This window comes from Streptomyces sp. NPDC001407, assembly GCF_042895325.1.
Lineage (GTDB): Bacteria > Actinomycetota > Actinomycetes > Streptomycetales > Streptomycetaceae > Streptomyces.
On sequence record NZ_JBIAWF010000033.1, the window covers coordinates 12393 to 37307 of the forward strand.

The window sequence follows — 24915 nt, forward strand, 5'->3', positions numbered from 1 at the left end:
GCGCGGCGGAGCCGCACAGCATCGCAGCCCCGCGCCCCGACCGGACTTCGACAAGACCGCTCAGCGCGTCAGCAACAGCTCCCTCTCCAGCGGCGTGCGGAAACGTGGCGTGACCCGCACGTCGCCCAGCCACGCCGACAGCCGTGCGGCCTCCGCGGCGATCGCGGCGGCCGCTTCGGCGCCCGCGTCCGACAGCGGCCGCCAGACGACCTCGCCGTCCGGGCGCTGCGCCCAGCCGCCGACGACGCGGCCGTTCCACCACACGGTGGGGCCGACGTTGCCCGCGCGGTCGAAGAGGGCGGGCACGTGCTCCGGGTCCAGATACCAGTCCCGGCCGCGCCAGCCCATGGCCGTGGGGTCGAGGCCCGGGAGGAACGCCGCCCACGGCCCGGCGGGTTCGGCGTCCTCCAGGTCGTCCGGCAGGACGAAACCGGGGCCGTGCGCCAACTCCACGTCCTGGGCGCCCACATCGGCCAGCGCCCGGCGCGTGTCACCGAGCGTCCAGCCGGTCCACCACTTCAGATCCGCCTCCGTCGCCGGACCGAAGGACGCGAGCCACCGCCGGGCCACTTCCGCCTTGGCCTCCCGCACGGGGACCTCCGGCAGCCGGTGCACGGGCGCCCAGGTGTACATGCTGCTGGTCCACGAGCCGCGCGGCCGGGCGCGGCGCACGTGGCCGTCCGAGGCCAGCAGGCGCAGCATCCGGCTGCCCACGCTCTGCCGGGACGCGTACGGCTTGCCCGCCGAGACCAGGACCGTCTCCCGCAGGGCGGGCACGTCCTCGGCGAGCTGGGCGGTGGTGGCCTCGCCGCGGGCGGCGAGGGCGGCCAGCACCTCCTTCTCCGTCCGGGCGAGCCGCTGTTCGTCCCAGCCGCTCCCGGTGCCCTGCTGGAGGAACTTCACGAACGCGGCCCGCTCCCGCACGGCGATCGCCCGCGCGGTCGAGGCCTCGACGTACGGAGCGAGCCGGGAGCTCACGGCGAAGATGGTGCGGCGCATGGAGAGCAGCTTCCACAGCGTCACGTCGTCGTACAGCGCGCGCTCCACCTCGGCCACCGACGGCTCCGCCAGCCGCGCGTACGCGGAGAGGTAGACGGTCGCGGCGTCGGTGGCGTGCAGCCCCACGAGGGCGTCCGCCACGTCCTCGACGGACGCGGCGCGGTGCGCGGGTGCGAGGAGGTGCCGGCGGCCGAGGCGGGCGCGGCGCTGTTCATCGGTGATGCGAGGGCGGAAGCTGCTCATGGGGTGAGCGTAGGAGCGATATAGGTCGGATCCTGTCCTATGCCGCGCCGCTCGGGCCACGCATCGGTTCAGCGCGCGGTCTCCCAGGCCAGTGAGGTCCGCATCCGCTCCCGCAGCAGCGGGTCGCGCACGGCGTCCGTGCCGTCCGCCGCCCGGGCCGACACCGTGTGCGCCCGGTGGTCCACAGGGACGCCCAGCGTGCGGGGCGTCACCGACAGCCGCCCGCGCGCGCCGGTGACCTCGCGCCCGTCGACGTACCACCGGACGACCGCGCTGTTCACGGCCGGCCGTACGGTGATGTGCTCGTTCCGGCCGACAGCGGCGTCCGTGCGGCGGTCGCTCGTCAGCACGCTCGCGTGCCGGTAGAACCCGGCGATCATGGCCTCGCGGCCGGGCAGGTTGAACTCGTGCCCCAGGGTGCGCATGATCGAGTTCTCGGTGGGCCGGAAGAGGCCCTTGGGGTAGTAGCCGCCGCCCTCGTACGCGCCGACCGTGCCGCCGTCCGGTGAGGTCCGGCCGATCCAGCGGTACCACTTCTGCCGCTGTGCGGTCATCTCGTCGGCGGTGAGCTTCGTGATGTTCGCCTGGCCCGGTTCGGTGCCGGTGTAGGTGCCGTTGTCGTCGTACTGGTACTCGTCCGCGAGCTTCCCCAGGGAGTGGCCGGTCTCGTGGACAGCGATCTGGTCGGACTTGGCGTTGTCCGATGAGGCGGTGGCGATCCCGTCGTAACCCACCTTGGAGACCACGTCGTTGTAGCCCGCGCCACCGTATTTGGTGGAGTTGGACAGGACCACGGCGAGGTCGGCCGCGGGCGCCTTCGCGGCGTACGACTCGACCCTGCCGGTGTCGACACACAGCAGCCGCTCGACGCCGTCGCAGAAGAAGGCGGAGCGGAGCGCGGTGTCCTTGACCACGTCCTTGCCCGGGTCGCCGGAGACGCCGGAGTCGTGGGAGACGGCGTCCACGGCCCACACGTTGAACAGGTTCTTGTACGAGGCGTAGGGCTCGACGGCGGACATCTTCGCCCACTTGGCGCGGACGGCGGTGTGGAAGTCGCCCTGCTGGGCGGCGGTGTAGCCGTCACCGACGAAGACGACGTCGAGCTTGCTGCCGACCGGGCCGTTGCGGACGATCGAGGTGACGTCGCCGTCGCCGCGCACGGACGGCGCCAGGGAGCGGGGCGGTGCGGGAGACGCGGGCACCGTGGTGTGGCGGGGGTGGCCGTCGGGGCCGAAGTATTCGACCTGCTGGGAGCGTTCGGGCCGTGGTGTGGCGCCGGAGGCCGCCGGAGCGGCCGTGGCGGCCAGCGCCGCCGTCAGGGCGGCCGCGCCGGCCGCGAGGGATATTCGTCTGCGCATGGGGGGTTCCTCCCGAATCCCCGCCGCGCTGTAAGCGGCGGGTTAAGTCGAGTTAAGGTGCCGCTCAACGTAGGGGTTCGGGAGGACGGGGGCAATGGCCGTGACGCGAGTGATGGCTCGAGAAGTCGCGGGAACTTCCGCCGGGTCACGGGGAGTTATCACTCCGGTACGGCCACCCGCCGGTCCGTATCAGCCTGAAGCGCCTTGGTCACCCCTCGTCGCGCACGAGCGTCAGCAGCCGGTCCAGCACCACGCGCCCGCTCGCCCGCACGCCGTCGTGCTCGTATTCGTCGGTGACCCAGGTGCGCAGGCCGCCGATGGCGCGGGCGGTGCGCAGGGAGTGTCCGGTGTCGACGTAGAGGTCGTCGTGGTAGATCGCGGCGGCCACGGGGACGGTGTTGCGAGCGAGACGGTCGGGGTCGTAGAGGGGCGTCCAGCCCTTGCGTTCGGCGAGGAGTTCCGCGGTGTGCCGCAGGGGGCGCAGCGCGGGGTGGGTGCGCAGCATCCAGGGGTGGACGGTCTCACCGGTGAAGAGGAAGCGCGCACCGGGCTCGAAGTGCTGGTCGAACTGCGGGAATTCGGCGCGCACGCGCTCGGCGGACCAGTGCGTCGCGCGCCCGTCCTGGGCATAGATGGCCTCATGGAGGATCGCGTAGAGCGGGCAGTGGGCGCGGGAGAGCACCGCGGCGACCGCCTCCGCGAAGGCGTCGGACAGGCGGGGCCCTGCGACCGTGTCGACGAAGGCGTCCTCCAGGAGGTAGTGCAGCCGGTGCGAGCCGTCGCCGGTGCCGAGCAGGATGCCGAGCTGCTGGAACGCCTCGACGGTCAGGAGGGTGCCGTCGGGCAGCACCTCCTCGCGCTCGGCGAGGTGGGCCGCGATGCGCCGGGCGGCCGCCTCGTCGCCGGGGTAACGCGCGTAGTGCGCGAGGTTCTTGCGCTCCATGCGCGGATAGGCGGCGCGGTAGACCTCGTCCGGGTCGGCGTCGAGCGAGGGCAGGCCGCCAGTGATGATCACCTCGGCGAGCCCCTCGGGGGCGTACGAGAGGTAGGTCACCGCGCAGAAGCCGCCGAAGCTCTGGCCGAGCACGGTCCAGGGCCGCCCGCCGGTCAGCCGGGGGCGGATGAGCTCGCAGTCGCGGACGATGGAGTCGGCCCGGAAGTGGGCGAGGTAGTCGGCCTGTTCGGCGGGCGTGCCGCGGAGCGGGAGCGTCTGGCGGTCGGCGGGTGTGGAGCGTCCGGTTCCGCGCTGGTCGAGCAGCAGGACGCGGTAGTCCTCCAGGGCGCGGTCCAGCCAGTTCTCCCGGCCGAGCGGGCGGCCCGCCGCGAAGCCGGGCCCGCCCTGGAGGTAGACCAGCCACGGCAGGTCGTCGTGCTCGTGGCGGGTGGCGACGACCTCGCGGGCGTAGAGGCGGATGGTCTCGCCGCCGGGGTCGGCGTGGTCGAGGGGCACGTCGAAGTGGTGATCGGTGAGGACGAGTCCGGGCTGCCGGAAGGTGGCCGCACCAGCTGTTCCCGTCGTGACAGCCGCTCCGCGGACGGTCTCCGGCATGCTTTCCACCCTCATGTGAACGGGCCCGCCAGGTGTCGGCCGGACATCGGACAGGCATCAGTAGGACATCGGACAGCGGTGAGCGGGCCCGGCGGGGTCCGGCTCACGCGTGCGTCGCACGGCGTAACTTATCGAGGGGCACCAGTGGCCGAGAACAGCACCCAGGGCATGCGGGCGGACGAGCCCTTGGACATAGGGCGGCGCGTGCTGCGGCTGCGCACGCAGAAGGGCCTCACCCAGCGCCAGCTCGCCGAGCCCGCCTATACCGCCGCGTACGTCTCCACCCTGGAGGCCGGGCGGGTGCGTCCCTCGGAGAACGCGCTGCGCCACCTCGCCGAGCGGCTCGGCACGACGGTCGAGGAGCTCGCCACCGGCCGCCCGCCGCACCTGGCGACGGGCTTGCGGATGCGGCTCACGGACGCCCGGCGGACGCTGGCCACGGGCGCCGCGCGGGACGCCGCCGAGCTGTTCGGCGCGCTGCGCGAGGAGGCCGCCGGGCTGGCGCTCGTGCCCGAGCAGAGCGCCGCGCTCCTGGGCCTCGGGGACTGCGCCCTGGAGACGGGCGACCTCACCGAGGCGCGCGAGCACTTCACCGCCGCCGAACAGCTCCTCGCGGACGAGCCGTTGCCGCGCCGCGTCCCCGCCCTCCGGGGGCGCGCCACCGCGCACCTGCTCGCCGGTGAACTGCGCTACGCCTGCTATCTGCTGGAGAGTGCCGTCGACGAACTGAACGCCTCGGGGCTGCACGACCCGGACGCGCTGCTGCTCCTCTACACGGCGTCCATCGCGCCCTATATGGACATGGGGGCGCACGCCCGCGCCGCGCACGCCGCCGAGCTCGCGCTGGCCCTCGCGCCGAAGGTGGAGGACCCGGCGCTCGTCGCGGGGATGCACCGGGGGGTGGCCCGTACGCTGATCGCCGAGGGGCGCACCGCCGAGGCCGACGCGTCCCTGGCGAAGGCGCAGGAGCTCTACCTCCAGCTGCACATCCGTACGGAACTGGCCCACTGCCACTGGATGCGCGGTTACGTCCGCGCGCAGGACGGCGACCTGGAGGGCGCCGAGAGCGAGCTGCGCACGGCCCGGGACATGCTGGCGTCCAAGCGGGCCGCGCTGTTCACCGTGCAGGTCGAGGTGGAGCTGGCGGACGTGCTGCGGCGGCGCGGCAGGACGGACGAGGCGGAGCGGCTGCTGCGGCCCCTGCTGTCGCCCTCGGCGCTGGGTGCCGAGCGGGGCGCCGTCCACGCGGGCGGCGCGCACCGGCTGCTGGGCCTCATCGCGGAGGAGCGCGGGGAGCACGAGACGGCGGAGGAGCACTACTGCTCCGCCCTGTCCCTCCTGGAGCGCACGGGGGCCGCGGGCGACCTGGCGGACCTGTGCCGCCTGCTGGGTGACCTGCTGCGGCGTACGGGCCGGACGGAGGCGGCGCTGGACGCGTACCGCACGGGCCTGGGGCACCGCGCGGCGCCGGGGACGACGACGCTGGGTCCCGCGCCCACCGAGCCGCCCTTCCGGGGCGGGGCGCTTTAGCGGGCCACCGCGGGCGGCGGCGCGCGGTGCGCGGGCCGCCGCTTGTGGGGGACGCGGCGGTCCGCGACCGCGAGCCGCCGCACCGCCCGCGGCCGCACGGGCGCGCCACCGGCGGCCGGGCGTCCGGACCCGGCCCCGGCATGGTGCAGCATGGAGTCACTCTGCCCGGTGGTGTGCCCGGACGGTATCCGTCCGGGGTCCCGGCGGACCCCCTCCGGTCGGCGGGGGTGCCGCACGGAGCGGACAAACCGACGACTGGAGCCTTACGCTCCGTTTCTAGCCGTCCTCGCCGAACGGTGCGGCAGGCTGGAGACCGGCCGGCCCCCGGAGGCACCCGGGCGGTCCGGCTGAACAGAGCTGACAGGAAGAGGTAGCGGTCGGTGATCCGTGTTGCGGTGGTGGACGACGAGCAGCTCGTCCGGTCCGGGCTGCGGATGATCCTGGGCACGGCCCCGGACATCGAGGTCGTCGCGGACTGCGGCGGGGGCGAGGCCGTGGACACCGTGCTCGGCTGCGCCCCGGACGTCGTCCTGCTCGACATCCGGATGCCCGACGTCGACGGCCTGACCGTGCTGCGCTCCCTGCGCGACCTCCCGCGGCCGCCCGCCGTGGCCATGCTCACCACCTTCGACGCCAACGAGTACCTCGCCGCGGCACTGCGCGGCGGGGCCACCGGCTTCCTGCTCAAGGACACCGACCCGGAGCAGCTCGTCCAGGCCGTACGCACCCTCGCGGCCGGGGGCAGCGTCCTCGACCCGGGCGTGACGCGCGCGGTCATCGGCGGCTATCTCGCCGCGGAGTCCGAGTCGACGGCCGCGCGGGCGGTGGCCACGCTGACCCCGCGCGAGCGCGAGGTCCTCACCCACCTCGGCGCGGGCCTGGCCAACCCCCAGATCGCCGAACGCATGGGGCTGGCCCCCAGCACGGTCAAGGACCACGTGCGGGCCGTCCTCGGCAAGCTGGGCGGCCTCAACCGCGTCCAGGCCGCGATCGTCGCCGACCGCGCGGGCCTGGTGACGACCCCGCACCCCACGCCCGGCCGCGGCCCGCGCCCGGCGCCGGGACACCCGCGATGAGGCGCGCCGCGGCCCGCCCCGGCGGCGCGAGCACGGCCGGGCGGGGCGGCCGGTGACCGGGAGAGCGTGGCACCGGGTGCCCGCCGGTGCGCGCGAGGCCGCGCCCGTCCTCGTGCCCGCGCTGCTGGCGACGGTCGACGCGCTGCTCGTCAACGGCGCCGGATTCGGCCGGGGCATGGGCGTCTCGCTGCTCGCGGCGGTGGCGCTGCTGTGGCGGCGGCGGTTCCCCGTCACCGTCTTCCTGGCCACGCTGCCGGGCATCTACATCGGCTACATCTGGTTCGCGCCGATGATCGCCCTCTACACCGTGGCCGTCCGCCGCCCCGACCGCCGGCTGCTCGCCGTCACCGGACTGCTGCTGGCCGTCGCGCACTTCCTGCCGTTCCCGGCCACCGAGCTCTCCTTCTCCGACCGCCGCCAGACCGCCCTGCTGCTCGTCGACGCGCTGGTCACCGCCGCGACCCCCATCGCGCTCGGACTGCTCACCCGCACCCGCCGCGAACTCGCCGCCCGGCTCGACGAACTGACCCGCAGCCGCGCCCGCGAGGACCGGCTCCTCGCCGACCAGGTGCTGGCCACCGAACGCGCCCGGCTGGCGCGGGAGATGCATGACGTCGTCGCCCACCAGGTCAGTCTGATCAGCCTTCAGGCGGGCGCCGTGCAGATCAGCACGCGGGAGGAGCGGGCGCGCGAGGGAGCCACGAAGATCCGCGAACTGTCCGTGCGCACCCTGGAGGAGCTCCGCCACATGGTCGGCATCCTGCGCGCGGCGGGCGCGGACACCGAGGAGCTCACCCCGCAGCCGAGCCTCGCCGATCTGCCGCGGCTGATCGAACTGAGCGCGCTGGACGTCGCGTACGAGAGCGGGTGCGACCCGGCGGCGGAGCGCTCGGAGGCCGTGGAGCGCGCGGCCTTCCGGACGGTCCAGGAGGCGCTGACCAACGCCCGTAAGCACGCGCCCGGCGCGCGCGTACGCGTGCGCGTGGCCGAGACGGGCACGGCGACGGCGGCGCCCCGGCTGCTGGTCGAGATCCGCAACGGCCCGCCGGACGCGGCCGCGGCCGCGCCGGACCTGCCGGGCGGCGGCCACGGGCTGGTGGGCCTGCGCGAGCGCGCGCAGAGCCTCGGCGGAACGCTCCTGGCGCACCGGACGGAGGACGGGGGATTCGTCGTACGGGCGGAACTCCCCCTGGAAGGGTAGGGCCGGGGCACGTCGGGCTTCAGGCAGCCGGGCAACCGCTATGCGGAGAGCGGCTCTTCGTGCGTCGCCGCCGCCAGATCGGGGTAGATGTCGAAGAGACGGCGCACCCCGAGCGCCGCGAGGACCCTGTTGACGTGTGATCCGTCCGCGCCGCCCTGCTCGGGCAGGATGAGTCTCAGCCGGCCCTGACAGGAGCGCATCAGACGACGCGCGGCGATCAGCACGCCGACGCCGCTGGAGTCGCAGAAGCGCACCTCGGCCAGGTCGAGCACCAGACGGCGGCGGCCGTCGGCGACCGCGTCGTGCACGCGTTGCCGGACCACCGGCGACGTCACCAGGTCCATCTCACCGGATACCAGGAGGACTGCCCAGTCCCCCTGGTCGGCGTCCTTCACCTTCAGCGTCACGCGCTCGAAGCCCCTTCGCTCGGTCTCTCGTTCCCCGGAACGGACCCTTCCTCGGATGCGGCTGCCCGACCGCTCCCCCGTGAAACGCCACAGCGCCAGCCGGCCCTCATCGAGCCTATGCCCAGCTCGAACCCGCAATTCTCATAGATCCGGTCACACACGCATAACACATCGGCACATTCGCGCACGCACGATCTATAACGATCGGACAATGGTGCGGAACGTGACCGCGGCAATACCATCCGCAGCCGCGGCGGGGCCACCTTTGCGGCAAACGCGTCTGCGATGTCACACCCGGCAACTACATTCGGAAAGCATGTGACGCCGCGCACAAGCACGAGCGATCATCAGTACGAGAGCCACGCGGGGACGACCGGGCGCACGTAAGGAGGGGCGGCATGACGACCGACGCAGCACCACCCAAGTGGGACCGCAAGATGCAACAGCGGCTCGCGCACGGTGAGGCGGCGGCGCTCGGCGAGCTCTACGACCGCTTCGCCACGCTCGTCCACACCCAGGCCCACCGCGTGCTCGGCGACGAGAGCGGCGCCGACCGGGTCACCCGCGAGGTCTTCGGCTATGTCTGGGAGCACCCCGGCGCCTACGACCCCAAGCAGGGCTCCCTGCGCTCCTGGATCGCCTCCCTCACCCACCAGCAGGCCGTCGAGCGGCTCCGGCAGGCGCAGAGCGACGACGACCGGAGCGGCCCGGAGGAGATCGAGGAGAAGGTCCGCGCGGCCTCCGCCGCCGCCCGCGCCGACTACATCGTCACCTCCATGCCCGCCCCGCTGCGCGCCGCACTGGACCTCGCCTACCTGCGCCGCCTCGACTACCGCCAGGCCGCCGCCCAGCTCGGCGTCACCGAGGACGAGGCCCGCCGCCGACTGCGCCTCGGGCTGCAACTGCTCTCCACCGCGCACCACGGGCCCCGCGTCGTGACCGCGCCCCGTACCCACGGAGGAGCGCGATGAGCGGCGCCGCGGCCGGGTCCCGGGCGACCCACAAGGTGCTGAAGTCGCTGCTCGGCGCCTGGGCGCTGGCCGCCTGCTCCGGCGAGGAGACGGCCGCCGTCGAGGAGCACCTGACCGACTGCGCCACCTGCGCGGACGAAGCCGTGCGGCTGCGGGACGCGGTCGCCCTGCTGCACCCCGAGGACAGCCTCGACCTCGACCCGAGGCTGCGCTCCCGGGTGCTCGCCTCCTGCCTGGGGCGCCGCCCGGCCCGGATCCCGGTGCCGGAGTGGGCCGCGCCGTACGACGCGGAGACGGCCCGGCTCGACGCCCTGCTGCGTGACATCGGCGAGGCGGAGTGGCGGGCTCCGGTGCGGCTGAGGTGGTTCGACGGCGAGCGGAGCATGGCCCGCGACCTCACCGCGGCCGCCGTGATCAGCCACCTCACGGCCGTGGACGGCCTCGTCTCCGCCGCGCTCGGCCTCCCGGACCCCCTCGGCCCCGGCGCCAGCCGCTCGCCCACGGAGCGCACCGAGGTGCTCTGGGCCCAGCAGGCGGCCGCCGGCGCTCCCGACCGGCACAGCCCCGGCACGGCGCGCGGCGCCTGGCGCGAGCAGAGCACCGCGCTGATCCGCAGCGTGTCCTTCGCCGCCGACGAGGTGGCGGAGCTGCCGGTGCCCTACGGCGCGTTCAGCCTGCCCCTGCGCGACTCCCTCGTCGACCGCGCCTTCGAGTGCTGGGTGCACGCCTCGGACATCGCCGAGGCCGTCGACTATCCCTACGACCCGCCCGCGCCCGGCCACCTCAAGCACATGGTGGGCCTGGCGGCGCGGATGCTGCCCGCCGCCCTGGCCGGCCGCCGCCGCGCCGGGCTCGCCCCGCCGGCCCGCACCCTGGTCGCGGCGGGCGCCCCGGGCCGCACGCTCCACCTGGAGGTCGAGGGCAGCGGCGGCGGCCACTGGTACGTCCCGCTGGACTCCCCTGGCGCCCTCGGTTCACCCGAAGGGACGGTGGCCCACGTCGCACTGGACGGCGTCGAGTTCTGCCGGCTGGCCGCCGGCCACATACCCCCGAAGGACGTGGCCGTGGGCCGCACCGGCGACGGCGAGGCGATCGACGACGTCCTCCTGGCCACGGCCTCCCTCTCCCGGCTGTGACGGGAGAGGGCAGCCACCGGCCGGGGGACTAGGCGAAGACGACCGTCCGCCGGCCGTTGAGGAGGACGCGGTGCTCGCTGTGCCACTTCACCGCGCGGGCCAACGCCTGGCACTCCACGTCGCGGCCGATCGCCACCAGCTGGTCGGGCGTGACGCCGTGACCGACGCGCTCGACCTCCTGCTCGATGATCGGGCCCTCGTCGAGGTCGGCGGTCACGTAGTGTGCGGTGGCACCGATCAGCTTCACACCACGCGCGTGCGCCTGGTGGTACGGGCGGGCGCCCTTGAAGCTCGGCAGGAACGAGTGGTGGATGTTGATGATCTTGCCTGAGAGCACCTTGCACAGGTCGTCCGAGAGCACCTGCATATAGCGCGCCAGCACGACCAGCTCGACGTTCTCCGCCTGCACGAGCTCCAGCAGCCGGGCCTCGGCCTCGGCCTTGTTGTCCTTCGTCACCGGGATGTGGTGGAAGGGGATGCCGTAGGAGCCGACGAGCTCGGCGAAGTCGGTGTGGTTGGAGACGACCGCCGCGATCTCGACCGGCAGCGCGCCGATCCGCGAGCGGAACAGCAGGTCGTTGAGGCAGTGCCCGAACTTGGACACCATCAGGACGATGCGCATCTTCTCGTCGGCCCGGTGGATCTGCCAGTCCATCGCGAAGGAGTCACCGATCGCCGCGAAGCTGGCCCGCAGCTTCTCCAGCGTCACCGGCGCGTCCGCACCGAAGTGCACGCGCATGAAGAAGAGCCCGGTGTCACGGTCGCCGAACTGCTGGCTGTCCTCGATGTTGCAGCCGGTCATGAAGAGATAGCTGGACACCGCGTGCACGATGCCCTTCTTGTCCGGGCAGGAGAGGGTGAGCACGTACTGTTCCGGGGCCCCTTCGGTGACAGGGGACTGCGAGGCGTTCATAGCCCAATAGCGTCGCACACCCGGCGGCCCCTCCTGACCGCGCCGGCCGCCCGGCCCGCTCAGCGGGCGCCGGTGGCCAGGGCCAGGACGTCCAGCGAACGGGGCGGGACGTCCGGATCGTCACCGTCGTTCGCCGCCAGCCGGACGTGCGCCTCGCGGGCGGCCCGTACGGCGTCCGGCCAGCCGTGGTGCTCCAGATACGCCGAGACCGGGGCGTCGGCCCCCACCTGGTGCATGATCCGCAGGACCCGCAGCACGGCGACGTCGACGACGGCGACCTCGGCGGCGTCCCGGAAGATCGTCCCGAGGTACTTCTCGGCCGACCAGTTGTCCAGCCAGGTGTCCTCGACCAGCCGGTAGACGGCGTCGGTCACGTCCCCGAAACCCGCGCGCCCGGTCAGCCAGCACTCCTGCTGGAACACCGGGTCGGAGAGCATGTGCAGCGCGGAGCGTACGTTTGCGCGCCAGCGCCACCACGGCATGTCATTGAGCGGCATGCCGTCCATGGTGGTCGAGCGGCGGCCGCGGCGGGGAGACTTCTCCGAAGCTGTCACACGCTCGATCGTACGTTCCCCCTCCGTGCCCCCGGTCAGGGGTCCGGGCCCGGCGGCGGACCGGCGGTGCTACAGCTGGGTCCACTGGTGCTGGGACAGGTGGTATTTCCTCGCGATCGGGTTCCACAGGTCGGCCGCCTTCTTCTTGGCCGCCGTGGCGTCGCCGCTCGCCTTGTCACCCGCCGCGGCATCACCCGTCGGCTTGGCGTGGCCCTTGACGCAGCCGCCCTTGCCGCCCGCCTGACCCGCCCACGCCGCGTAGTGGCTGTCCGCGGCCGAGGACGACTGCCAGGCCTTCGTCAGCTGCGCCGACAGCTCCGCGCTGTCCGGAAGCTTGTCGATCGATGTCTGCTGGAGCCGGGTCACCAGGCCGTCACGCTGCTTCGCCGCGTCCCGCAGGTCGTTCCCCGACGTGTCGAGGTCCTTGCAATTGCGGATCGCGTCGACCGCCCTGATGACGGCGTCACGGCTGTTGTTGCTGTCCTTCAGGAGCGCGTCGAGCGCCTTCGCCTGCGCGAGCGCCGGGTCGTCGGCCTTGGCCTCCGGGTCCTTCTTGCCGTCGTCGGCGGCCGGACCGGAGCCGGGGGCGGACGAGCTCGACGCCGTGTTCTGCTGATCGCTCTTCTTGTCGTCGCCACCACCGCTGAGCAGCGCACCGGCACCGAGCCCGGCCGCGGCACAGGCCGCCACGACGATCCCGACGATCGCGGCGGTCGGCAGCTTCTTCCTGCGCGGCGCGGGAGGCTGGGGCTGGGGCGGCGGACCCGCGTGCGGCCCACGCGGCGGCGGCGCCTGCCGGTGCCCCTGGGACGGCTCCGCGGCACCGCTCCCGCGGAACAGCCCGTCGAACTCGGCCGGCGGCGGCCGCTCCCCCGCCTGCGCGAAGGCCGCACCGCCGGCCGGGGGTATGGGCGGACCGGACGACACCGGCGGCAGGTACTGCGTGGCCGCCTCGTTGGTCACCGGAGGCAGATACTGCGTCGAGCCCGCCTCCTGCACCGGCGGGAGGTACTGCGTGGCCGCGCCGTTGTCGACCGGCGGCAGGTACTGCGGAAGCTCCGACCCGCCCGGCTGCGGAGGCAGGAGCTGCGTGGCGTCCCCCTGCGGGCTCGCGGGCACGGGCGGCAGATACTGCGTCGCCGCGCCCGCGGCGTCGGGCAGCGGCCCGCCGCCCACGGGCGGTATGTACCGCGTCGCCTCGTTGTCCGAGGCCGGGTCCTGGACCGGCGGGAGGTACTGCGTGGCCTCCGAGGCACCGGGCGCCTGGGCGGGCGGCAGCGGCGCGCCCGGCGGCATCTCCGGCGGCAGCGGCGCACGCTGCGCGTCCGGCCCCCAGGGCTGCCCCCACGGCCGCCCCGGTGCCGGAGCCTGCTGACCGGCGCCCCGCCGCTCGGCGGACTCCTGCTGAGCGGGCAGCACAACACCCTCGCGCGGGGCCTGCGCGGGAGGCTGCGGCACGTTTCCCTGTCCGCTCTGCGTCACCGGGACTCCTAGTTGTACGGGACTTGGCGTCGGCTCACGCTACCGGGTCGCCGGGCGGCGGTGCCATGTCCGCTGGGTGCGGGGGCGGGGATGGGGGCGGCTCGTTCTTTTTGGTGCGGGCCGATTCACGCCTGCGGCGGGCAGCCTCGAGCGCCGGCCGGGCTGGAGGGATGAGGCCGGGACAGGGGCACGGCCCGCCAATTCGGGCACGGGTCGATTCACGCCTCCGACGGGCAGCCTCAAACGCCGGTCAGGCCGGAAGGATGAGGCCGGGACAGGGGCACGGCCCGCCAATTCGAGTACGGGTCCGTTCACGCCTCCGACGGGCAGCCTCAAACGCCGGCCGGGCTGGAGGGATGAGGCCCGTTCACGCCTGTCGGGCTCGAGGGGCGACCCGCCTTCCCTGTGTGGGGGGACGGTGCGGGTACGGCTTGTCAAGCCGGAGTGCGGGGCATTGCGGGTTGCCCTACGGTGCTCCCAAGTAGCCAGGAATCATGCGCAGAAGGAGGGGAAGAGTGGACGAGGAGGAGGACCGGCGGCTGCGGGCGATCGCACCGGAGATCTCCCACACCACGATCGGCCTGATGCGAAAGGTCGTCGGACTCGAACCGGCCGAGCGGGTGCCCGAGGAGGCCATGCGGGTCGCCGACGAGGTGCTCGCCAAACATGGCACGGACGGTCTGCGCGTACTCATCATGAGCCTGTCGGGGTGGATGGCGGTCGGTATCGAGAACGTCGCCCACCTCACCCACCAGACGAACGAGGCCGTGATCGACAGCATCGAACTGACCTGCTTGGAAGCCAACCCCGACGGCTGAGCCGGACGAATGGGCCCGCCGCGCCGCGCCGGCGGCGGGCTTTTCCCCGCCCTGCCCCGCCCCTTCCCGGCTGTATCTGATGTGCGGCTCCGCCGCGTGGGGGGCGCTGCCCCAGCCCACTGGGTGCGGGCCCGTTGCGCCTGCGGCGGGCTTCTTCCCCCTATCCCGCCCCTTCCCGAAACTGGGGGCAAGCCCCCAGACCCCCTGACCGCGCTCCGCGCGGTGTCCTCAAGCGCCGGACGGGCTGAAAAGAACGGCGCACCCCGGAACTGGGGATCCGCCCCAGACCCCGAGCCTCAGGCCCGTTGCCGCCTACGGCGGGAGCGGCCTGCGGCCGCGTCCTCAAACTCCCCCAGCTACCTCCCCCAGACTCCGTCCGGGGGTGCCCCCAGAGGTGCCCCCAACGGGCTGAAAGAAAAGCTGGCGTGCCCGGGCTGGAATGAGCGCCCCGGACGGGCGAAAAGAAAGAATGGCGCACCCCACGACCCGATGTCGCCCACCGGCGGGAGGGGGTGGGGTCGGAGGGTGGGGTTCTGGAACGCGGTGCGACTTCACGGCACTCAATACGAGGCACGGTGCCCGCACCGCGTTCCAGGTCCCCAGCCCGGAGGCCCCACCCCCGGCACCCACCACCAACCCAGCCCGGCCGGCGATTGAGGCCACCCCACCCCAGCCGCAACACAACCCGCACCCAAAAGCAGGGGCAGCAGCCTGCCACCTACGCCGCCGCCACCTCCAACCGCGCCCCGAACTCCCGCACCACCGGCTCCTCCCGATAAGGCGCCAGCCTCTGCTGGAAGTCGTCCAGATACTCCGCCCCCCGGTTGGACCGCAACGTACCGAGCAGTTCCAGCGCCCGGGTGCCCGTCGCGCACGCCTCGTCGACGTCACGCTGCTGGACCTGCGCGGTGGCCAGGAGCAGCATCCCGATGGCGCGGCGGCGGACCCGCCCCTCGGGGTGGCCCGCGATGGCGTCCTCCGCCTGGCGGCGGGCCTGGTCGGCCTGGCCGAGGTCGCGGTGGCAGTGGGCGAGTTCGTCGGCGAGATAGGCGTGGTCGAAGTGGCGGATCCACGGCGGATCGTCGCCGGTGCCCTTGCCGGCGGCGTCGGCCCCGGCGGCCCCGGCCTGTTCGAGGTGGTTCAGGGCACGCCCGGCGGCGGTCTGGAAGGCACGCGCGTCCCCCATCAGCGCGTGCCCCCGGGCCTCCGCCGCGCAGAACATCGCCTCGGCCCGCGGCGTGACCTGCCCCCGCGCCCCTTCCTGCGCGGCCTTGGCGAGTTGGGCGATCTCCCGCGGGTTGCCGAGGGAGGCGGCGAGGTGGCTCATGCCGGCGGCCAGTACATAGCCGCCGTAGCCGCGGTCCCCGGCGGCCTGGGCGAGCCGCAGGGCCTGGATGTAGTAACGCTGCGCGAGCCCCGGCTGGCCGGTGTCGACGGCCATGTAGCCGGCGAGCTCGGTCAACCGGGCGACGGCGGCGAAGAGTTCCCGCCCGACGGATTCCCGGTAGGAGCCGGCGAGCAGCCCGGAGACGACGCTGTTGAGGTAGTGGACGACGACGGGCCGGACGTGTCCGCTGCCGTAACGGTGGTCGAGCTCGACGAGGGCGTCCGTGGTCGCGCGTACGGCCTCGACGTCCGAGGCGCCCACGCGGGCCCCGGCGTTGCGCGCGACCTGGGGGTCGGCGCCGGTGATCAGCCAGTCGCGGCTGGGCTCGACGAGGGCGGAGGACGCCACGGACGTGCCGCTGAGGAAGTCCCGCCGTCCGACGTCGCTGCGCCACAGTTCGCAGACCTGCTCGATGGCTCCCAGTACGGTCGGGGAGAACTGGAGGCCGACGCCGGACGCGAGGTTCTTGCCGTTGGCCATGCCGATCTCGTCGATCGTGACCGTGCGTCCGAGCTTGCGGCCGAGCGCCTCGGCGATGATGCCGGGTGCGCGGCCGCGGGGCTGCTGGCCACGGAGCCAGCGGGCTACGGATGTTTTGTCGTACCGCAGGTCGAGGCCGTGCTCGGCACCGCACATGTTGACGCGGCGCGCCAACCCGGCGTTGGAGCAGGCTGCTTCCTGGATGAGTGCTTGCAGCCGTTCGTTCGGCTGCCGCGCCACGAGTGGCCGTGCGGCCATGCTGTACCCCCTGAGACTGCTAAGCGTTCGCGGCTCGCGCCGCGAGGTGCGGAGAAGCTGAGACAGCTGCTGAGAGCGCCTTCCCCTGTGATCTTTGCCCCCTGAATGTCCGGAGAATGCGGACTTAACGGTAATGACAGCAAAGGCGGTAATGGCCAAACAATGACTGTCTCGCCCTTTCGCCTCGCAGGTGGCTACCCACCTGCGGCGGGGGACCCGCACCTGCGCCCCCGTACATGCATCCGTGCGCCCCATGTGCATATCCGACCGCGACGGACAAGCATGACCCTGAGCCGTAACCCCTCGTGACAAGGGGAGTTGTGAAGGACGTGGAAGAGACCATCGGAGTAGTAGGAGCACCGCTCGTCCCCCAACAGCGCGGCGAGCGGCTGCTCGACGCGGCTGTCCGGTACGCGGAAGAACGGCACTGGGACGTCTTCGCCGGCACCTGGCTGGAGGCCGAGGAGGGCCGGGAGCGCTGCTCGTGCGGCGAACTCGGCTGCCCCGCCCCGGGCGCGCACCCCGCCCGCCCCGACTGGGCGACCCAGGCCACCGGGAGTGCCGTCGCCGCCCGCCGGATGTGGGCGCGGCAGCCCGGCTCCTCGGTCCTGCTGCCGACGGGGCGCACGTTCGACGCGCTGGACGTCCCGGACACCGCCGGCTGCCTGGCGCTCGCCCGCATGGAGCGCATGGGCACCCCGCTCGGTCCCGTCACCTGCACACCGTACGGACGGATGCTGTTCTTCGTGCTGCCCGGTGGGGCGCTGAAGGTCGGCGACCTCGCGCGGAAGCTCGGCTGGCACCCCTCCACGCTCGACCTGGTCGCCCGCGGCGAGGGGGACTACGTCGTCGCACCGCCGACCCGCATGGGCTCGCGCGGCTCGGTGCTGTGGGCGCGCGAACCCACCGCCGCCAACCGCTGGCTCCCCGACGCCGAGGAGCTGGTCAGCTCACTGGCGTACGCGTGTGGGCGGGACGCGGCGGACGCCCGGCGCAGGTGACGCGCCCCCGACGCGCCCCCGTTTTCCGCACCTGCGCCGGGCGCCGGTCAGGAAGCCTCCGCCACATGCCCGTCCGGGCGCACGAGCAGGGTCACCGGGAGCGCGTCGGCGCGGGTGACCGTGGTGACGTCCGGCTCGGGCCCGGCCTTCGCGCCGCGCGGCAGGACGCGTACGTGCCGTCCGGCGCGCAGCGCTTCGTAGAGCCTCGACGGGCCGTCGGCCGTCTCGGCCAGGGGGAGGTCGGGGGCGCGGTGGCCGGTCATCGGGTGGGCCCCGGGCGGGGCGGGGTAGTCGATGCCGATGCCGGACACCAGGCCCGCGCCGCGGTCCAGCGCGGAGGGCAGGACGCCGACGGCACCGGCCGCGAGGTCGCGCAGGGCGCGGGCGGCGGGTGAGCCGAGGAGGGCGGTGTGCAGGATGGCGCCGCTGAGGCGGAGGGTCAGCTTGCCGACCGGGTGGCGTTCGTCGTGATAGCTGTCGAGCAGCGCCTCGTCCGCCCGGCCCTGGAGGACGGCGGCGAGCTTCCAGCCGAGGTTGGCGGCGTCCTGGATGCCGGCGTTCATCCCCATGCCCCCGGCGGGCGAGTGGACGTGCGCGGCATCGCCCGCGAGGAAGACCCGGCCGTCGCGGTAGCGCGGCACCTGCCGCTCGTCGCTGTGGAAGCGCGAGGTCCAACGGACGTCGTGCATCCCGAAGTCGGTGCCGAACGCGTCCCGGGTGACGGCCCGCAGCTCGTCCATGTCCACGGGGGCGCCGGAGGGCAGGTCGCTGCCGCGCTTCCAGGCGATGGCGCGGTACCACCCGTCACCGAACGGCACCAGGAACGCGAAGCCGCCGGACCCGGCCTGGAAGGCGGGCAGCTCCTCCGGCTCGGACTCGACCCGGACGTCCGCGAGCATCACGGACCGCAGGATGCCCTTCCCCGGGAAGGGCATCCCCAGCGCCTTCCGCACGGCGCTGTGCACCCCGTCGGCCCCCACCACATACGCCGCGCGCAGCCGGCTCTCGGCGCCCTCCTCGCGTACGTCCACGTCCACACCGTCGGCGTCCTGGCGGACGCCGGTCACCTCGGCGCCCCGCCTGATCACCGCACCGAGGGCGAGGGCACGCTCCTCCAGGACGCGCTCCGTCTCGTACTGCGGGGTCAGCAGCACGCCCGGGAAACGGGTTTGCAGCCGGGAGAGGTCGACCCGGACCCGGCCGAAGAAGCGCAGGGAGGCGGTGAACACCCCGGTGGCCAGCAGTCGTTCGGCGACGCCCCGGGCGTCGAACTGCTCCAGGGTGCGCGCGTGCACCGCGAACGCCCTGGTCAGATTGGACTCCTCGGCCCGCCGCTCCAGCAGCGTGACCCGCACTCCGGCGGCGGCGAGATCCCCCGCGAGCAGCAGGCCGGTGGGACCGGCGCCGACGACGAGGACATCGGCGGACAGGGACGCGGAAGGCAGCTGGGAGGACATGGCATCTCCTCGGTGTGCACGGTCAGTGCTCGGTGAGCCGTACTCCCAGTGGACACCCGCACCCGAATTATGTCAACGCTCGTTGAATTAAATGGGCGAGGGCCGGACGGAAGCCGGGAAGGGTGCCCGGCTACGCCGGGAGCGCCGCTTCCAGGAAGCGCTCGACCTCGCGCCGCCAGGCGTCCGGCTGGTCGTAGTGGACGAAGTGCCCGGCGTCGTGGACCTCGGCATAGACCCCGCGCGGGAGCACCCGCACCATCTCCTGCGCCTCGGCCCGCCCCAGCTCGCCGTCGAGCCCGCGGACGACCAGCGTCGGGCACTGCACCAGCGCCAGATCCTCCCAGTGCGCGTCGCGCGCGTACGTCTCGCGTGCGAGCAGCATCTGGCGGCGGGAGAAGACCGGGCGCCAGCCGTCGGAGCGCTCCGCCATCACCTCGGCATAGAAATCGCCGCGGGCCGGCTTGGGGCGCTCCAGGGCCGGGTCGTCCTCCCCGAACCACTTGCGGACGTCCGCGAGCGTGGCGAAGGGCACGGGCCAGGAGTTGAACCACTCGCCCCACTCCCGCCGACCCGCCACCCCCAGCGCGGAGGCCCGCATCTCGCAGATCACCAGGGCCCGCACCAGATCGGGGCGGCGGGCGGCGAGCTGCCAGGCGACGAGGGCGCCCATGGCGTGACCGACGAGGGTGACGGGCGCGAGCCCGAGCTGCTCGACGGCGGCCTGGGCGTCGGCGACATACGCCTCGCGGGTGAAGGGGCCGTCGACGGGGCGCTCGCTGCGGCCGTGGCCCCGCAGGTCGAGGGCGACCGCGCGGTGGCGGGTGGAGAGCCAGCGGGCCGTATCCGCCCAGTGCGCGGCGCGGCCCATCAGGCCGTGGAGCAGCAGCACCGCACCCTCGGGGCCGCCCTCCGCCTTCGGCGGGTCGGCGAACTCCCAGGCGGCGAGCCGGACTCCGCCGCCTCCCCTCACGTCGATACGCCTCGCCATGAGCCTGGCACCCCCTTTTCTCCCCCGAGCAGCTCCACCGTATAGAACTGGCATTCGAAAACTCGGCTGTCGTGCGCAACACCCCTCGTTCGAGTGACCTTGCTGAAGGGTTGACCGGCGGCGCCCAGGGGAGTAATCGACCTGGGCGTGGACCGCTCGGGGAAGAAGGTCCACGGGGCGGACCCTGGGAGCTCGGGGCTCCGGGTCGCCACGGGGGTACATGGGGAGGCAGGGCCCCGGCAGCTCGTGAGAGCTCCGGGGCCCTCGCCATGCCCGGCCACGGACCTCATCGCAGCCCCCTCCCCAGGACGACGGCGCACCGCGCATATGCGTCAGCGCCAGCGTGGCATGAGGCGAGCCGCTTCGCGCCCTATACGCGGACTCCGGGCTGGAGTTGACCGTTGTCCGCGGGTCCGTTGCCGCCTGCGGCGGGAGCGCCCTGCGGGCCCGTCCTCAATCGCCGGACAGGCTGGATTGCGGACCGTAGTCCGTAACCCGGCGGCCCGGCACGATCAGCCCGGCCGACGCTTGAGGCCGCCCGCCGCAGGCGCGAACCGGCCCCCGCACCCGACAACAGCGGCCCGCACACTCAGCCCGTTGGGGGCACCTCTGGGGGCACCCCCGGACGGAGTCTGGGGGAGGTAGCTGGGGGAGCTTGAGGACACCGCGCGAAGCGCGGTCAGGGGCCCGGGGTGAAGCCCCTCAGTCGACAACAGGCAGCAGTCCAACCGCCACCACCGCCGGAACTACCGCTTCGCCACGAACACGTGCGTGGCGATGTCCGCCTCCAGCTCCGCCGCCTCACCGCCGCTGCCGACGAGCACGCCGCCCGCGGACTCCGTCACGCTGACGACCGCGCCCGGCTGCACTCCCGCCCGGCGCAGCGTGTACATCAGCTGGGGGTCCGTCTGGATCGGCTCGCCGATGCGGCGGACGACGACGGTCTTGCCCTCGGAGCCCGGCTCCAGGTCCATCAGGCTGACCATGCCGTCGTTGAGGAAGGGGTCCGGCTCGGGCTTCTCGCCCAGCTCCTCCAGGCCCGGGATGGGGTTGCCGTACGGCGACTCCGTGGGGTGGCGCAGCAGCTCCAGCACGCGCCGCTCCACCGCCTCGCTCATCACGTGCTCCCAGCGGCACGCCTCGGCGTGCACCTGCTCCCACTCGAGGCCGATCACGTCGACGAGCAGGCACTCCGCGAGCCGGTGCTTGCGCATGACGCGCGTGGCCAGCCGGCGGCCCTCCTCGGTGAGCTCCAGGTGCCGGTCGCCCGCGACCGAGACCAGGCCGTCGCGCTCCATGCGGGCCACTGTCTGGCTCACCGTCGGGCCGCTCTGGTCGAGCCGCTCGGCGATGCGGGCACGCATGGGGACCACACCCTCCTCCTCGAGCTCGAGAATGGTGCGGAGATACATCTCCGTGGTGTCGATCAGTCCGGACATGCGTGCCCCTTGATAAGTCGTGCGCTGGCCCTGGACTCAATTCTGACGCATATCACTGACAACGGTGCCGCGGGCGGCGACGCCCGCCGCCGTCGTATTGACAGGGCCCAGGTCCAGACCGCAACGTGATCCGCGCCACGAGCGTACGCCCAGACCGTACGCGCCACCGGATCCCTAGCTAAGGAGCCCCGCAGCGATGAGCGAGAACAAGCTGGCCGGGCAGTTCTTCGACGCCGCGATCGGGCTGCTCCAGCGGGTGCGCGACGAGGAGGCGGAGCACATCGCCGCCGCGGGGTCCATGCTGGCCGACGCCGTGGCGGCCGGGGGCCGGATCTTCGTCTTCGGCGCCGGGCACTCCTCGCTGCCCGCGCAGGACGTCGTCTACCGCGCGGGCGGCCTCGCCCTGGTCAATCTCCTCGCCGTGCCCGGCGTCATCGGCCTCGACGTCATGCCTGCCACCCTCGGCAGCGCCCTGGAGCGGGTCGACGGCCTCGCCGGGGCGGTGCTGGACACGAGCCCCGCGCAGCCCGGCGACGTGCTGATCGTCGTCTCGCTGTCCGGCCGCAATTCGCTGCCCGTGGAGATGGCCATGAACGCCCGCGCGCTCGGGCTGCGGGTCGTCGGCGTCACGTCGCTCGCCTACGCCGAGCACACCCGGTCGCGGCACACGTCCGGGACGTTCCTCAAGGACCACTGCGACCTCGTCATCGACAGCAAGATCGAGATCGGGGACGCGGAGCTCACCGCCGACGGCATCGCCGCGCCGTTCGGCCCGGCGTCCACGGTGGTCACGAGCGCGCTGATGCAGGCCGTCGTGGCGTCCGCCGTGGGAGCGCTCGCCGAGCGGGGGATCGACCCGCCGATGCTCCGCTCCGGGAACGTCGACGGAGGCCACGAGTGGAACGGCCGGGTCATGGACGAGTACGGCGACCGCATCTTCTTCCGGCACTGATCCTTCCGGCACTGACGGGCCCCCTCCCCCTAACTCCCCGTCGCCACCGCCAGGTCGACCGACGCCGCCACCCGTGAGGCGATGTCCTCCGCGTACGTCGCGTCCGCTCTGTCGAACGGCCGCCGGGACGGGCCGCGGAGGAAGGTGACCACGCCCACCGTCCGGCCCCGGCTGCGCAGGGGCGTCGACAGGGCGTGCAGCGTGCCGTCCGGCCACTTGCGCGCCGCCGCCCACCCTTCCGAGCAGTCCGAGACCGCCCGTACGGAACCGCAGCGCTCGACCGCCTGGAGCGCCGGGTGGCCCTCCCCGTACGGCACCGGGATACCGCCCCGGACGGTCGCCGGGGAGGCGACCGGGCCGGGCGTACCGGCGGGCGTGGCCGCGGCCCGTACGACTCTGACCGGCTCGCGCGGGGTCGCCTCCGGCTCCGGCAGCAGGTCGACCAGGGCGTGGTCGGCGAAGCCCGCGAGCGCGAAGTCCAGATAGAGGGTGGCGGCCTCCATCGGGTCCTCGCACTCGGCGACCGCCCGGCCCGCCCGGTGCAACTGGCTGCCGCGGAAGCGCAGTCGCGCGCTGTCCTGCTCCGTCAGCCGGGCCGCCGTCACGTCCATGAACAGCCAGGCCACCCCCAGCGGCACCGGCTCCTCCGCCAGCGGCGAGGCCAGCCGCAGGAAGCCGCTGCGCCAGCAGCGCCGCTCGGGCGGGGCCCCGCCCTGGTCGCGCAGGGTCACCCAGAGGTCGGTGGGGGTGGGCGGCGCGCCGGCGGCCAGTACGTGCTGGAGGGCGCCCTCGATCTCCTCCACCCCCTGGTCCAGCAGCTCACCGAGAGGGCGCCCCAGCAGGGCCGTGCGCCCCGAGCGCAGGGCGCGCGCCGCGTGCGCATTGGCGAGCGCCGGGCGCAGGTCGGCGTCCACGAGGACCACGCCCCACGACGCGTCCCCGAACAGCGCCTCGCTCAGCGCGATCGACCGCTCCAGGTCGATCTGCGTGTGCACCTCGCTGAAGGCGCAGTACGCCCCCGCGGGCCTGCCGTCCGCACCGGGCACCGCCGACAGCTGCGTACGGACCAGAACCCGCCCGCCGTCCTTGGTGAGCAGCGCGAACTCGTGCACCTGGCGGCCGTGCGCCCGCATCGCGGCCATCAGCCGCGCGGTGACCTCCTCGGCGTCCGCCGTGCGCACCGCCCAGCCGGCCAGGCCGTGCCGCCCGACGGCCTCGGCCGCGGTCCAGCCCAGTATCCGCTCGGCCTCGCGGTTCCAGTGGGTGACCGTGCCGTCGGCGTCGAACGCGCACAGGGCCGCGTCCATCCCGTCGAGGAGCGCGGCGAGGAGCCCCGAGTCGTCGCAGTCGGCGCCGGGGACGGAACCGGACCCCGGCCCGGCGAGTGCTTCCGGGCGGACCGGCCCGGACTGGTGTGGTGCGGTCACGAGGTACCCCCAGCTGGACGCGTCTGCATGTCCTGCACGACGGGCCATTCAACTCGACCGTGCTGGGCACCACACCGTCTTCGGGGAAATCGTTGCCCACAGGAAATTGGGTTGTGGGCTTCCGGCGCGCTTCCTAGGGTGGTGCGCACACGAGAAGGGAGGTGGTTCGGGACATGATTTCAGTCCGGACGCGTGAGGTGACTGCGGGCTAGCGCCCGTCGTCGCGCACAGCGCAGCGCCGGCTCCGCCGGCCAATCCCAAGCAGTCACCCGATCCGTGGGCTGCCGAGTCGTCCGCTCGGCGCTCGCCGTCATGGCGAGCAGTGGCCCACGGATCGCTGCGTTTTCCGGGTCCCTGCGTCGCGCCCTTACGGGCAGAGCCGCTCCACCCGCCAGCCGCCGCCCGCCCGGACATACCGCAAGCGGTCGTGCAGCCTGTTCTCGCGGCCCTGCCAGAATTCCACCGATTCCGCGGTCACCCGGAATCCGCCCCATCCCGTGGGCACCGGCACCGGTTCGCCTTCCGGATAGCGCGCGGCCAGCCGCTCGTACGCCGCGTCGATCTCCGCGCGTGAGGCGGCGACCGCCGACTGGGAGCTCGCCCACGCGCCGAGCTGCGAGCCGTGCGGCCGGGAGTGGAAATACGCGGCGGTCTCCGCCGGGTCCACCCGCCGCGCGGTGCCCGTCACGATGACCTGCCGGGCGAGCGGGTGCCAGGGGAAGAGTAGGCAGACGTGCGGATTGCCGTCGATCTCACCGGCCTTGCGCGAGCCGTAGTTGGTGTAGAAGACGAAACCGCGCTCGTCGTAGCCCTTGAGCAGCACGGTCCGCGCGCTGGGCCGCCCTTCTTCGTCCGCGGTCGACAGGACCATGGCGTTGGGTTCCTGGAGGCCGCTCGCGAACGCCTCGGCGAACCAGACGGCGAACTGCTCGTACGGGCCGGCGGCCAGGTCCGCCTCCAGGAGGCCCCGGGAGCCGTACTGCTCGCGCATGCCGGCGGGGTCGAGGGCGCCCGCGTGGAACTCCGGCGGGTGGAACTCCGGGGCGTGGAACTCATCGGGGTACGTCACGCGCTCATCTTCCAGCATCGGCCTTCTTCGCCCACCTGGGCGTAGCCGATCAGTCTGCCCCTCGCGTTCCCTCCGGACCCCGCGATCGCGGAATTCGGCGGTGTGCCGGACATCACCCTTCCCCGCGTCTGTCCGGACACCCCAAAATCGCAGGGCGGGAGGCTGTGGGACCCGCACATCACCAGCTATCGTGTCCGGCCTGAATCCGGTACCCGGCGCC

General features: G+C 73.5%; 22 protein-coding genes. 8 read left to right on the forward strand and 14 right to left on the reverse strand.

Annotation, left to right across the window (positions count from 1 at the left end):
• Positions 1-60 precede the first annotated feature (60 nt).
• The 3 genes from ACFY1P_RS31750 to ACFY1P_RS31760 form a co-directional block, all read right to left on the reverse strand.
• Positions 61-1242 carry a winged helix DNA-binding domain-containing protein gene (locus ACFY1P_RS31750; RefSeq protein WP_361533136.1) on the reverse strand — a complete coding sequence of 394 codons (1182 nt, stop codon included), beginning with the start codon at positions 1240-1242 and terminating at the stop codon, positions 61-63.
• Positions 1243-1310: 68 nt separating this feature from the next.
• On the reverse strand, positions 1311-2600 hold the full coding sequence (locus tag ACFY1P_RS31755; protein ID WP_390752578.1) for a M64 family metallopeptidase: 1290 nt from the start codon (positions 2598-2600) through the stop codon (positions 1311-1313).
• A 208-nt stretch (positions 2601-2808) separates the two neighbouring features.
• On the reverse strand, positions 2809-4149 hold the full coding sequence (locus ACFY1P_RS31760) for an alpha/beta fold hydrolase (protein ID WP_361533130.1): 1341 nt from the start codon (positions 4147-4149) through the stop codon (positions 2809-2811).
• Positions 4150-4317: 168 nt separating this feature from the next.
• Here ACFY1P_RS31760 and ACFY1P_RS31765 point away from each other — a divergent pair, with 168 nt between their 5' ends.
• A complete protein-coding gene (locus ACFY1P_RS31765; RefSeq protein ID WP_361533156.1) occupies positions 4318-5679 on the forward strand; it encodes a helix-turn-helix transcriptional regulator in 1362 nt (453 codons plus the stop codon).
• On the opposite strand, the gene ACFY1P_RS31770 is transcribed toward ACFY1P_RS31765, so the two are convergent.
• Positions 5676-5831: a hypothetical protein gene (locus ACFY1P_RS31770; protein ID WP_390752579.1), complete on the reverse strand. Its 156-nt coding sequence runs from the start codon at positions 5829-5831 to the stop codon at positions 5676-5678. The two genes, ACFY1P_RS31765 and ACFY1P_RS31770, sit on opposite strands and share 4 nt — an antisense overlap.
• 228 nt (positions 5832-6059) lie before the next feature.
• Between ACFY1P_RS31770 and ACFY1P_RS31775 the strand changes: the two genes are divergently transcribed.
• Both ACFY1P_RS31775 and ACFY1P_RS31780 read left to right on the forward strand, forming a co-directional pair.
• Positions 6060-6755: a response regulator transcription factor gene (locus tag ACFY1P_RS31775; RefSeq protein WP_361533825.1), complete on the forward strand. Its 696-nt coding sequence runs from the start codon at positions 6060-6062 to the stop codon at positions 6753-6755.
• 52 nt (positions 6756-6807) lie between these two features.
• Entirely contained in the window at positions 6808-7956 is a 1149-nt protein-coding gene (locus tag ACFY1P_RS31780) for a sensor histidine kinase (RefSeq protein WP_390752580.1), read from the forward strand.
• 38 nt (positions 7957-7994) lie between these two features.
• Here the strand turns inward: ACFY1P_RS31780 and ACFY1P_RS31785 are convergent, their stop codons facing one another.
• Positions 7995-8363, reverse strand: a complete 369-nt coding sequence (locus tag ACFY1P_RS31785; RefSeq protein ID WP_361533819.1) for an STAS domain-containing protein — start codon at positions 8361-8363, stop codon at positions 7995-7997.
• Positions 8364-8761: 398 nt separating this feature from the next.
• On the opposite strand from ACFY1P_RS31785, the gene ACFY1P_RS31790 reads away from it, so the two are divergent.
• Complete coding sequence (locus ACFY1P_RS31790; RefSeq protein ID WP_361533816.1) at positions 8762-9334, forward strand: sigma-70 family RNA polymerase sigma factor; 573 nt, start codon at positions 8762-8764, stop codon at positions 9332-9334.
• A complete protein-coding gene (locus tag ACFY1P_RS31795; protein ID WP_361533813.1) occupies positions 9331-10470 on the forward strand; it encodes a maleylpyruvate isomerase N-terminal domain-containing protein in 1140 nt (379 codons plus the stop codon). The genes ACFY1P_RS31790 and ACFY1P_RS31795 overlap by 4 nt, the downstream gene beginning before the upstream one ends.
• Positions 10471-10498: 28 nt before the next feature.
• Here ACFY1P_RS31795 and purU read toward each other — a convergent pair whose 3' ends face one another.
• From purU to ACFY1P_RS31810, 3 genes are all read right to left on the reverse strand, one after another.
• Positions 10499-11383, reverse strand: coding sequence for a formyltetrahydrofolate deformylase (gene purU / locus ACFY1P_RS31800; protein WP_361533810.1), 885 nt, complete (start codon positions 11381-11383; stop codon positions 10499-10501).
• 59 nt (positions 11384-11442) lie between these two features.
• Positions 11443-11880, reverse strand: coding sequence for a hypothetical protein (locus ACFY1P_RS31805; protein WP_361533828.1), 438 nt, complete (start codon positions 11878-11880; stop codon positions 11443-11445).
• 126 nt (positions 11881-12006) lie between these two features.
• The gene (locus ACFY1P_RS31810) at positions 12007-13419 is read right to left on the reverse strand and encodes a hypothetical protein (protein ID WP_361533807.1); all 1413 of its coding nucleotides are present in this window, start codon (positions 13417-13419) and stop codon (positions 12007-12009) included.
• A gap of 515 nt (positions 13420-13934) precedes the next feature.
• Between ACFY1P_RS31810 and ACFY1P_RS31815 the strand changes: the two genes are divergently transcribed.
• Complete coding sequence (locus tag ACFY1P_RS31815) at positions 13935-14237, forward strand: hypothetical protein (protein WP_116213435.1); 303 nt, start codon at positions 13935-13937, stop codon at positions 14235-14237.
• A gap of 718 nt (positions 14238-14955) precedes the next feature.
• Here the strand turns inward: ACFY1P_RS31815 and ACFY1P_RS31820 are convergent.
• Positions 14956-16362, reverse strand: coding sequence for a transcriptional regulator (locus ACFY1P_RS31820; RefSeq protein WP_361535640.1), 1407 nt, complete (start codon positions 16360-16362; stop codon positions 14956-14958).
• Positions 16363-16691: 329 nt separating this feature from the next.
• On the opposite strand from ACFY1P_RS31820, the gene ACFY1P_RS31825 reads away from it, so the two are divergent.
• Complete coding sequence (locus ACFY1P_RS31825) at positions 16692-17363, forward strand: bifunctional DNA primase/polymerase (protein ID WP_390752581.1); 672 nt, start codon at positions 16692-16694, stop codon at positions 17361-17363.
• 47 nt (positions 17364-17410) lie between these two features.
• On the opposite strand, the gene ACFY1P_RS31830 is transcribed toward ACFY1P_RS31825, so the two are convergent.
• The 3 genes from ACFY1P_RS31830 to ACFY1P_RS31840 all read right to left on the reverse strand — a co-directional run bounded on the left by ACFY1P_RS31830 (position 17411) and on the right by ACFY1P_RS31840 (position 21247).
• The gene (locus tag ACFY1P_RS31830; RefSeq protein WP_390752582.1) at positions 17411-18820 is read right to left on the reverse strand and encodes an FAD-dependent monooxygenase; all 1410 of its coding nucleotides are present in this window, start codon (positions 18818-18820) and stop codon (positions 17411-17413) included.
• 130 nt (positions 18821-18950) lie between these two features.
• Positions 18951-19808: an alpha/beta fold hydrolase gene (locus tag ACFY1P_RS31835; protein ID WP_390752583.1), complete on the reverse strand. Its 858-nt coding sequence runs from the start codon at positions 19806-19808 to the stop codon at positions 18951-18953.
• A 746-nt stretch (positions 19809-20554) separates the two neighbouring features.
• Positions 20555-21247 carry a metal-dependent transcriptional regulator gene (locus tag ACFY1P_RS31840; RefSeq protein WP_361530934.1) on the reverse strand — a complete coding sequence of 231 codons (693 nt, stop codon included), beginning with the start codon at positions 21245-21247 and terminating at the stop codon, positions 20555-20557.
• 196 nt (positions 21248-21443) lie between these two features.
• On the opposite strand from ACFY1P_RS31840, the gene ACFY1P_RS31845 reads away from it, so the two are divergent.
• Positions 21444-22199 carry an SIS domain-containing protein gene (locus ACFY1P_RS31845; protein ID WP_361530937.1) on the forward strand — a complete coding sequence of 252 codons (756 nt, stop codon included), beginning with the start codon at positions 21444-21446 and terminating at the stop codon, positions 22197-22199.
• 29 nt (positions 22200-22228) lie between these two features.
• On the opposite strand, the gene ACFY1P_RS31850 is transcribed toward ACFY1P_RS31845, so the two are convergent.
• Both ACFY1P_RS31850 and pdxH read right to left on the reverse strand, forming a co-directional pair.
• On the reverse strand, positions 22229-23674 hold the full coding sequence (locus tag ACFY1P_RS31850) for a PAS domain-containing protein (protein ID WP_390752584.1): 1446 nt from the start codon (positions 23672-23674) through the stop codon (positions 22229-22231).
• 319 nt (positions 23675-23993) lie between these two features.
• The gene (pdxH, locus tag ACFY1P_RS31855; protein ID WP_390752594.1) at positions 23994-24617 is read right to left on the reverse strand and encodes a pyridoxamine 5'-phosphate oxidase; all 624 of its coding nucleotides are present in this window, start codon (positions 24615-24617) and stop codon (positions 23994-23996) included.
• Between the last annotated feature and the right edge of the window lie 298 nt (positions 24618-24915).

Excerpts from the sequence above, each read along its gene's own strand:
- ACFY1P_RS31750 (WP_361533136.1), bottom strand. The coding sequence starts at position 1,242 with ATGAGCAGCTTCCGCCCTCGCATCACCGATGAACAGCGCCGCGCCCGC.
- ACFY1P_RS31755 (WP_390752578.1), bottom strand. The coding sequence starts at position 2,600 with ATGCGCAGACGAATATCCCTCGCGGCCGGCGCGGCCGCCCTGACGGCG.
- ACFY1P_RS31760 (WP_361533130.1), bottom strand. The coding sequence starts at position 4,149 with ATGCCGGAGACCGTCCGCGGAGCGGCTGTCACGACGGGAACAGCTGGT.
- ACFY1P_RS31765 (WP_361533156.1), top strand. The coding sequence starts at position 4,318 with ATGCGGGCGGACGAGCCCTTGGACATAGGGCGGCGCGTGCTGCGGCTG.
- ACFY1P_RS31770 (WP_390752579.1), bottom strand. The coding sequence starts at position 5,831 with ATGCTGCACCATGCCGGGGCCGGGTCCGGACGCCCGGCCGCCGGTGGC.
- ACFY1P_RS31790 (WP_361533816.1), top strand. The coding sequence starts at position 8,762 with ATGACGACCGACGCAGCACCACCCAAGTGGGACCGCAAGATGCAACAG.
- ACFY1P_RS31795 (WP_361533813.1), top strand. The coding sequence starts at position 9,331 with ATGAGCGGCGCCGCGGCCGGGTCCCGGGCGACCCACAAGGTGCTGAAG.
- purU (WP_361533810.1), bottom strand. The coding sequence starts at position 11,383 with ATGAACGCCTCGCAGTCCCCTGTCACCGAAGGGGCCCCGGAACAGTAC.
- ACFY1P_RS31805 (WP_361533828.1), bottom strand. The coding sequence starts at position 11,880 with ATGCCGCTCAATGACATGCCGTGGTGGCGCTGGCGCGCAAACGTACGC.
- ACFY1P_RS31820 (WP_361535640.1), bottom strand. The coding sequence starts at position 16,362 with ATGGCCGCACGGCCACTCGTGGCGCGGCAGCCGAACGAACGGCTGCAA.
- ACFY1P_RS31830 (WP_390752582.1), bottom strand. The coding sequence starts at position 18,820 with ATGTCCTCCCAGCTGCCTTCCGCGTCCCTGTCCGCCGATGTCCTCGTC.
- ACFY1P_RS31835 (WP_390752583.1), bottom strand. The coding sequence starts at position 19,808 with ATGGCGAGGCGTATCGACGTGAGGGGAGGCGGCGGAGTCCGGCTCGCC.
- ACFY1P_RS31840 (WP_361530934.1), bottom strand. The coding sequence starts at position 21,247 with ATGTCCGGACTGATCGACACCACGGAGATGTATCTCCGCACCATTCTC.
- ACFY1P_RS31845 (WP_361530937.1), top strand. The coding sequence starts at position 21,444 with ATGAGCGAGAACAAGCTGGCCGGGCAGTTCTTCGACGCCGCGATCGGG.
- ACFY1P_RS31850 (WP_390752584.1), bottom strand. The coding sequence starts at position 23,674 with ATGGCCCGTCGTGCAGGACATGCAGACGCGTCCAGCTGGGGGTACCTC.
- pdxH (WP_390752594.1), bottom strand. The coding sequence starts at position 24,617 with ATGCGCGAGCAGTACGGCTCCCGGGGCCTCCTGGAGGCGGACCTGGCC.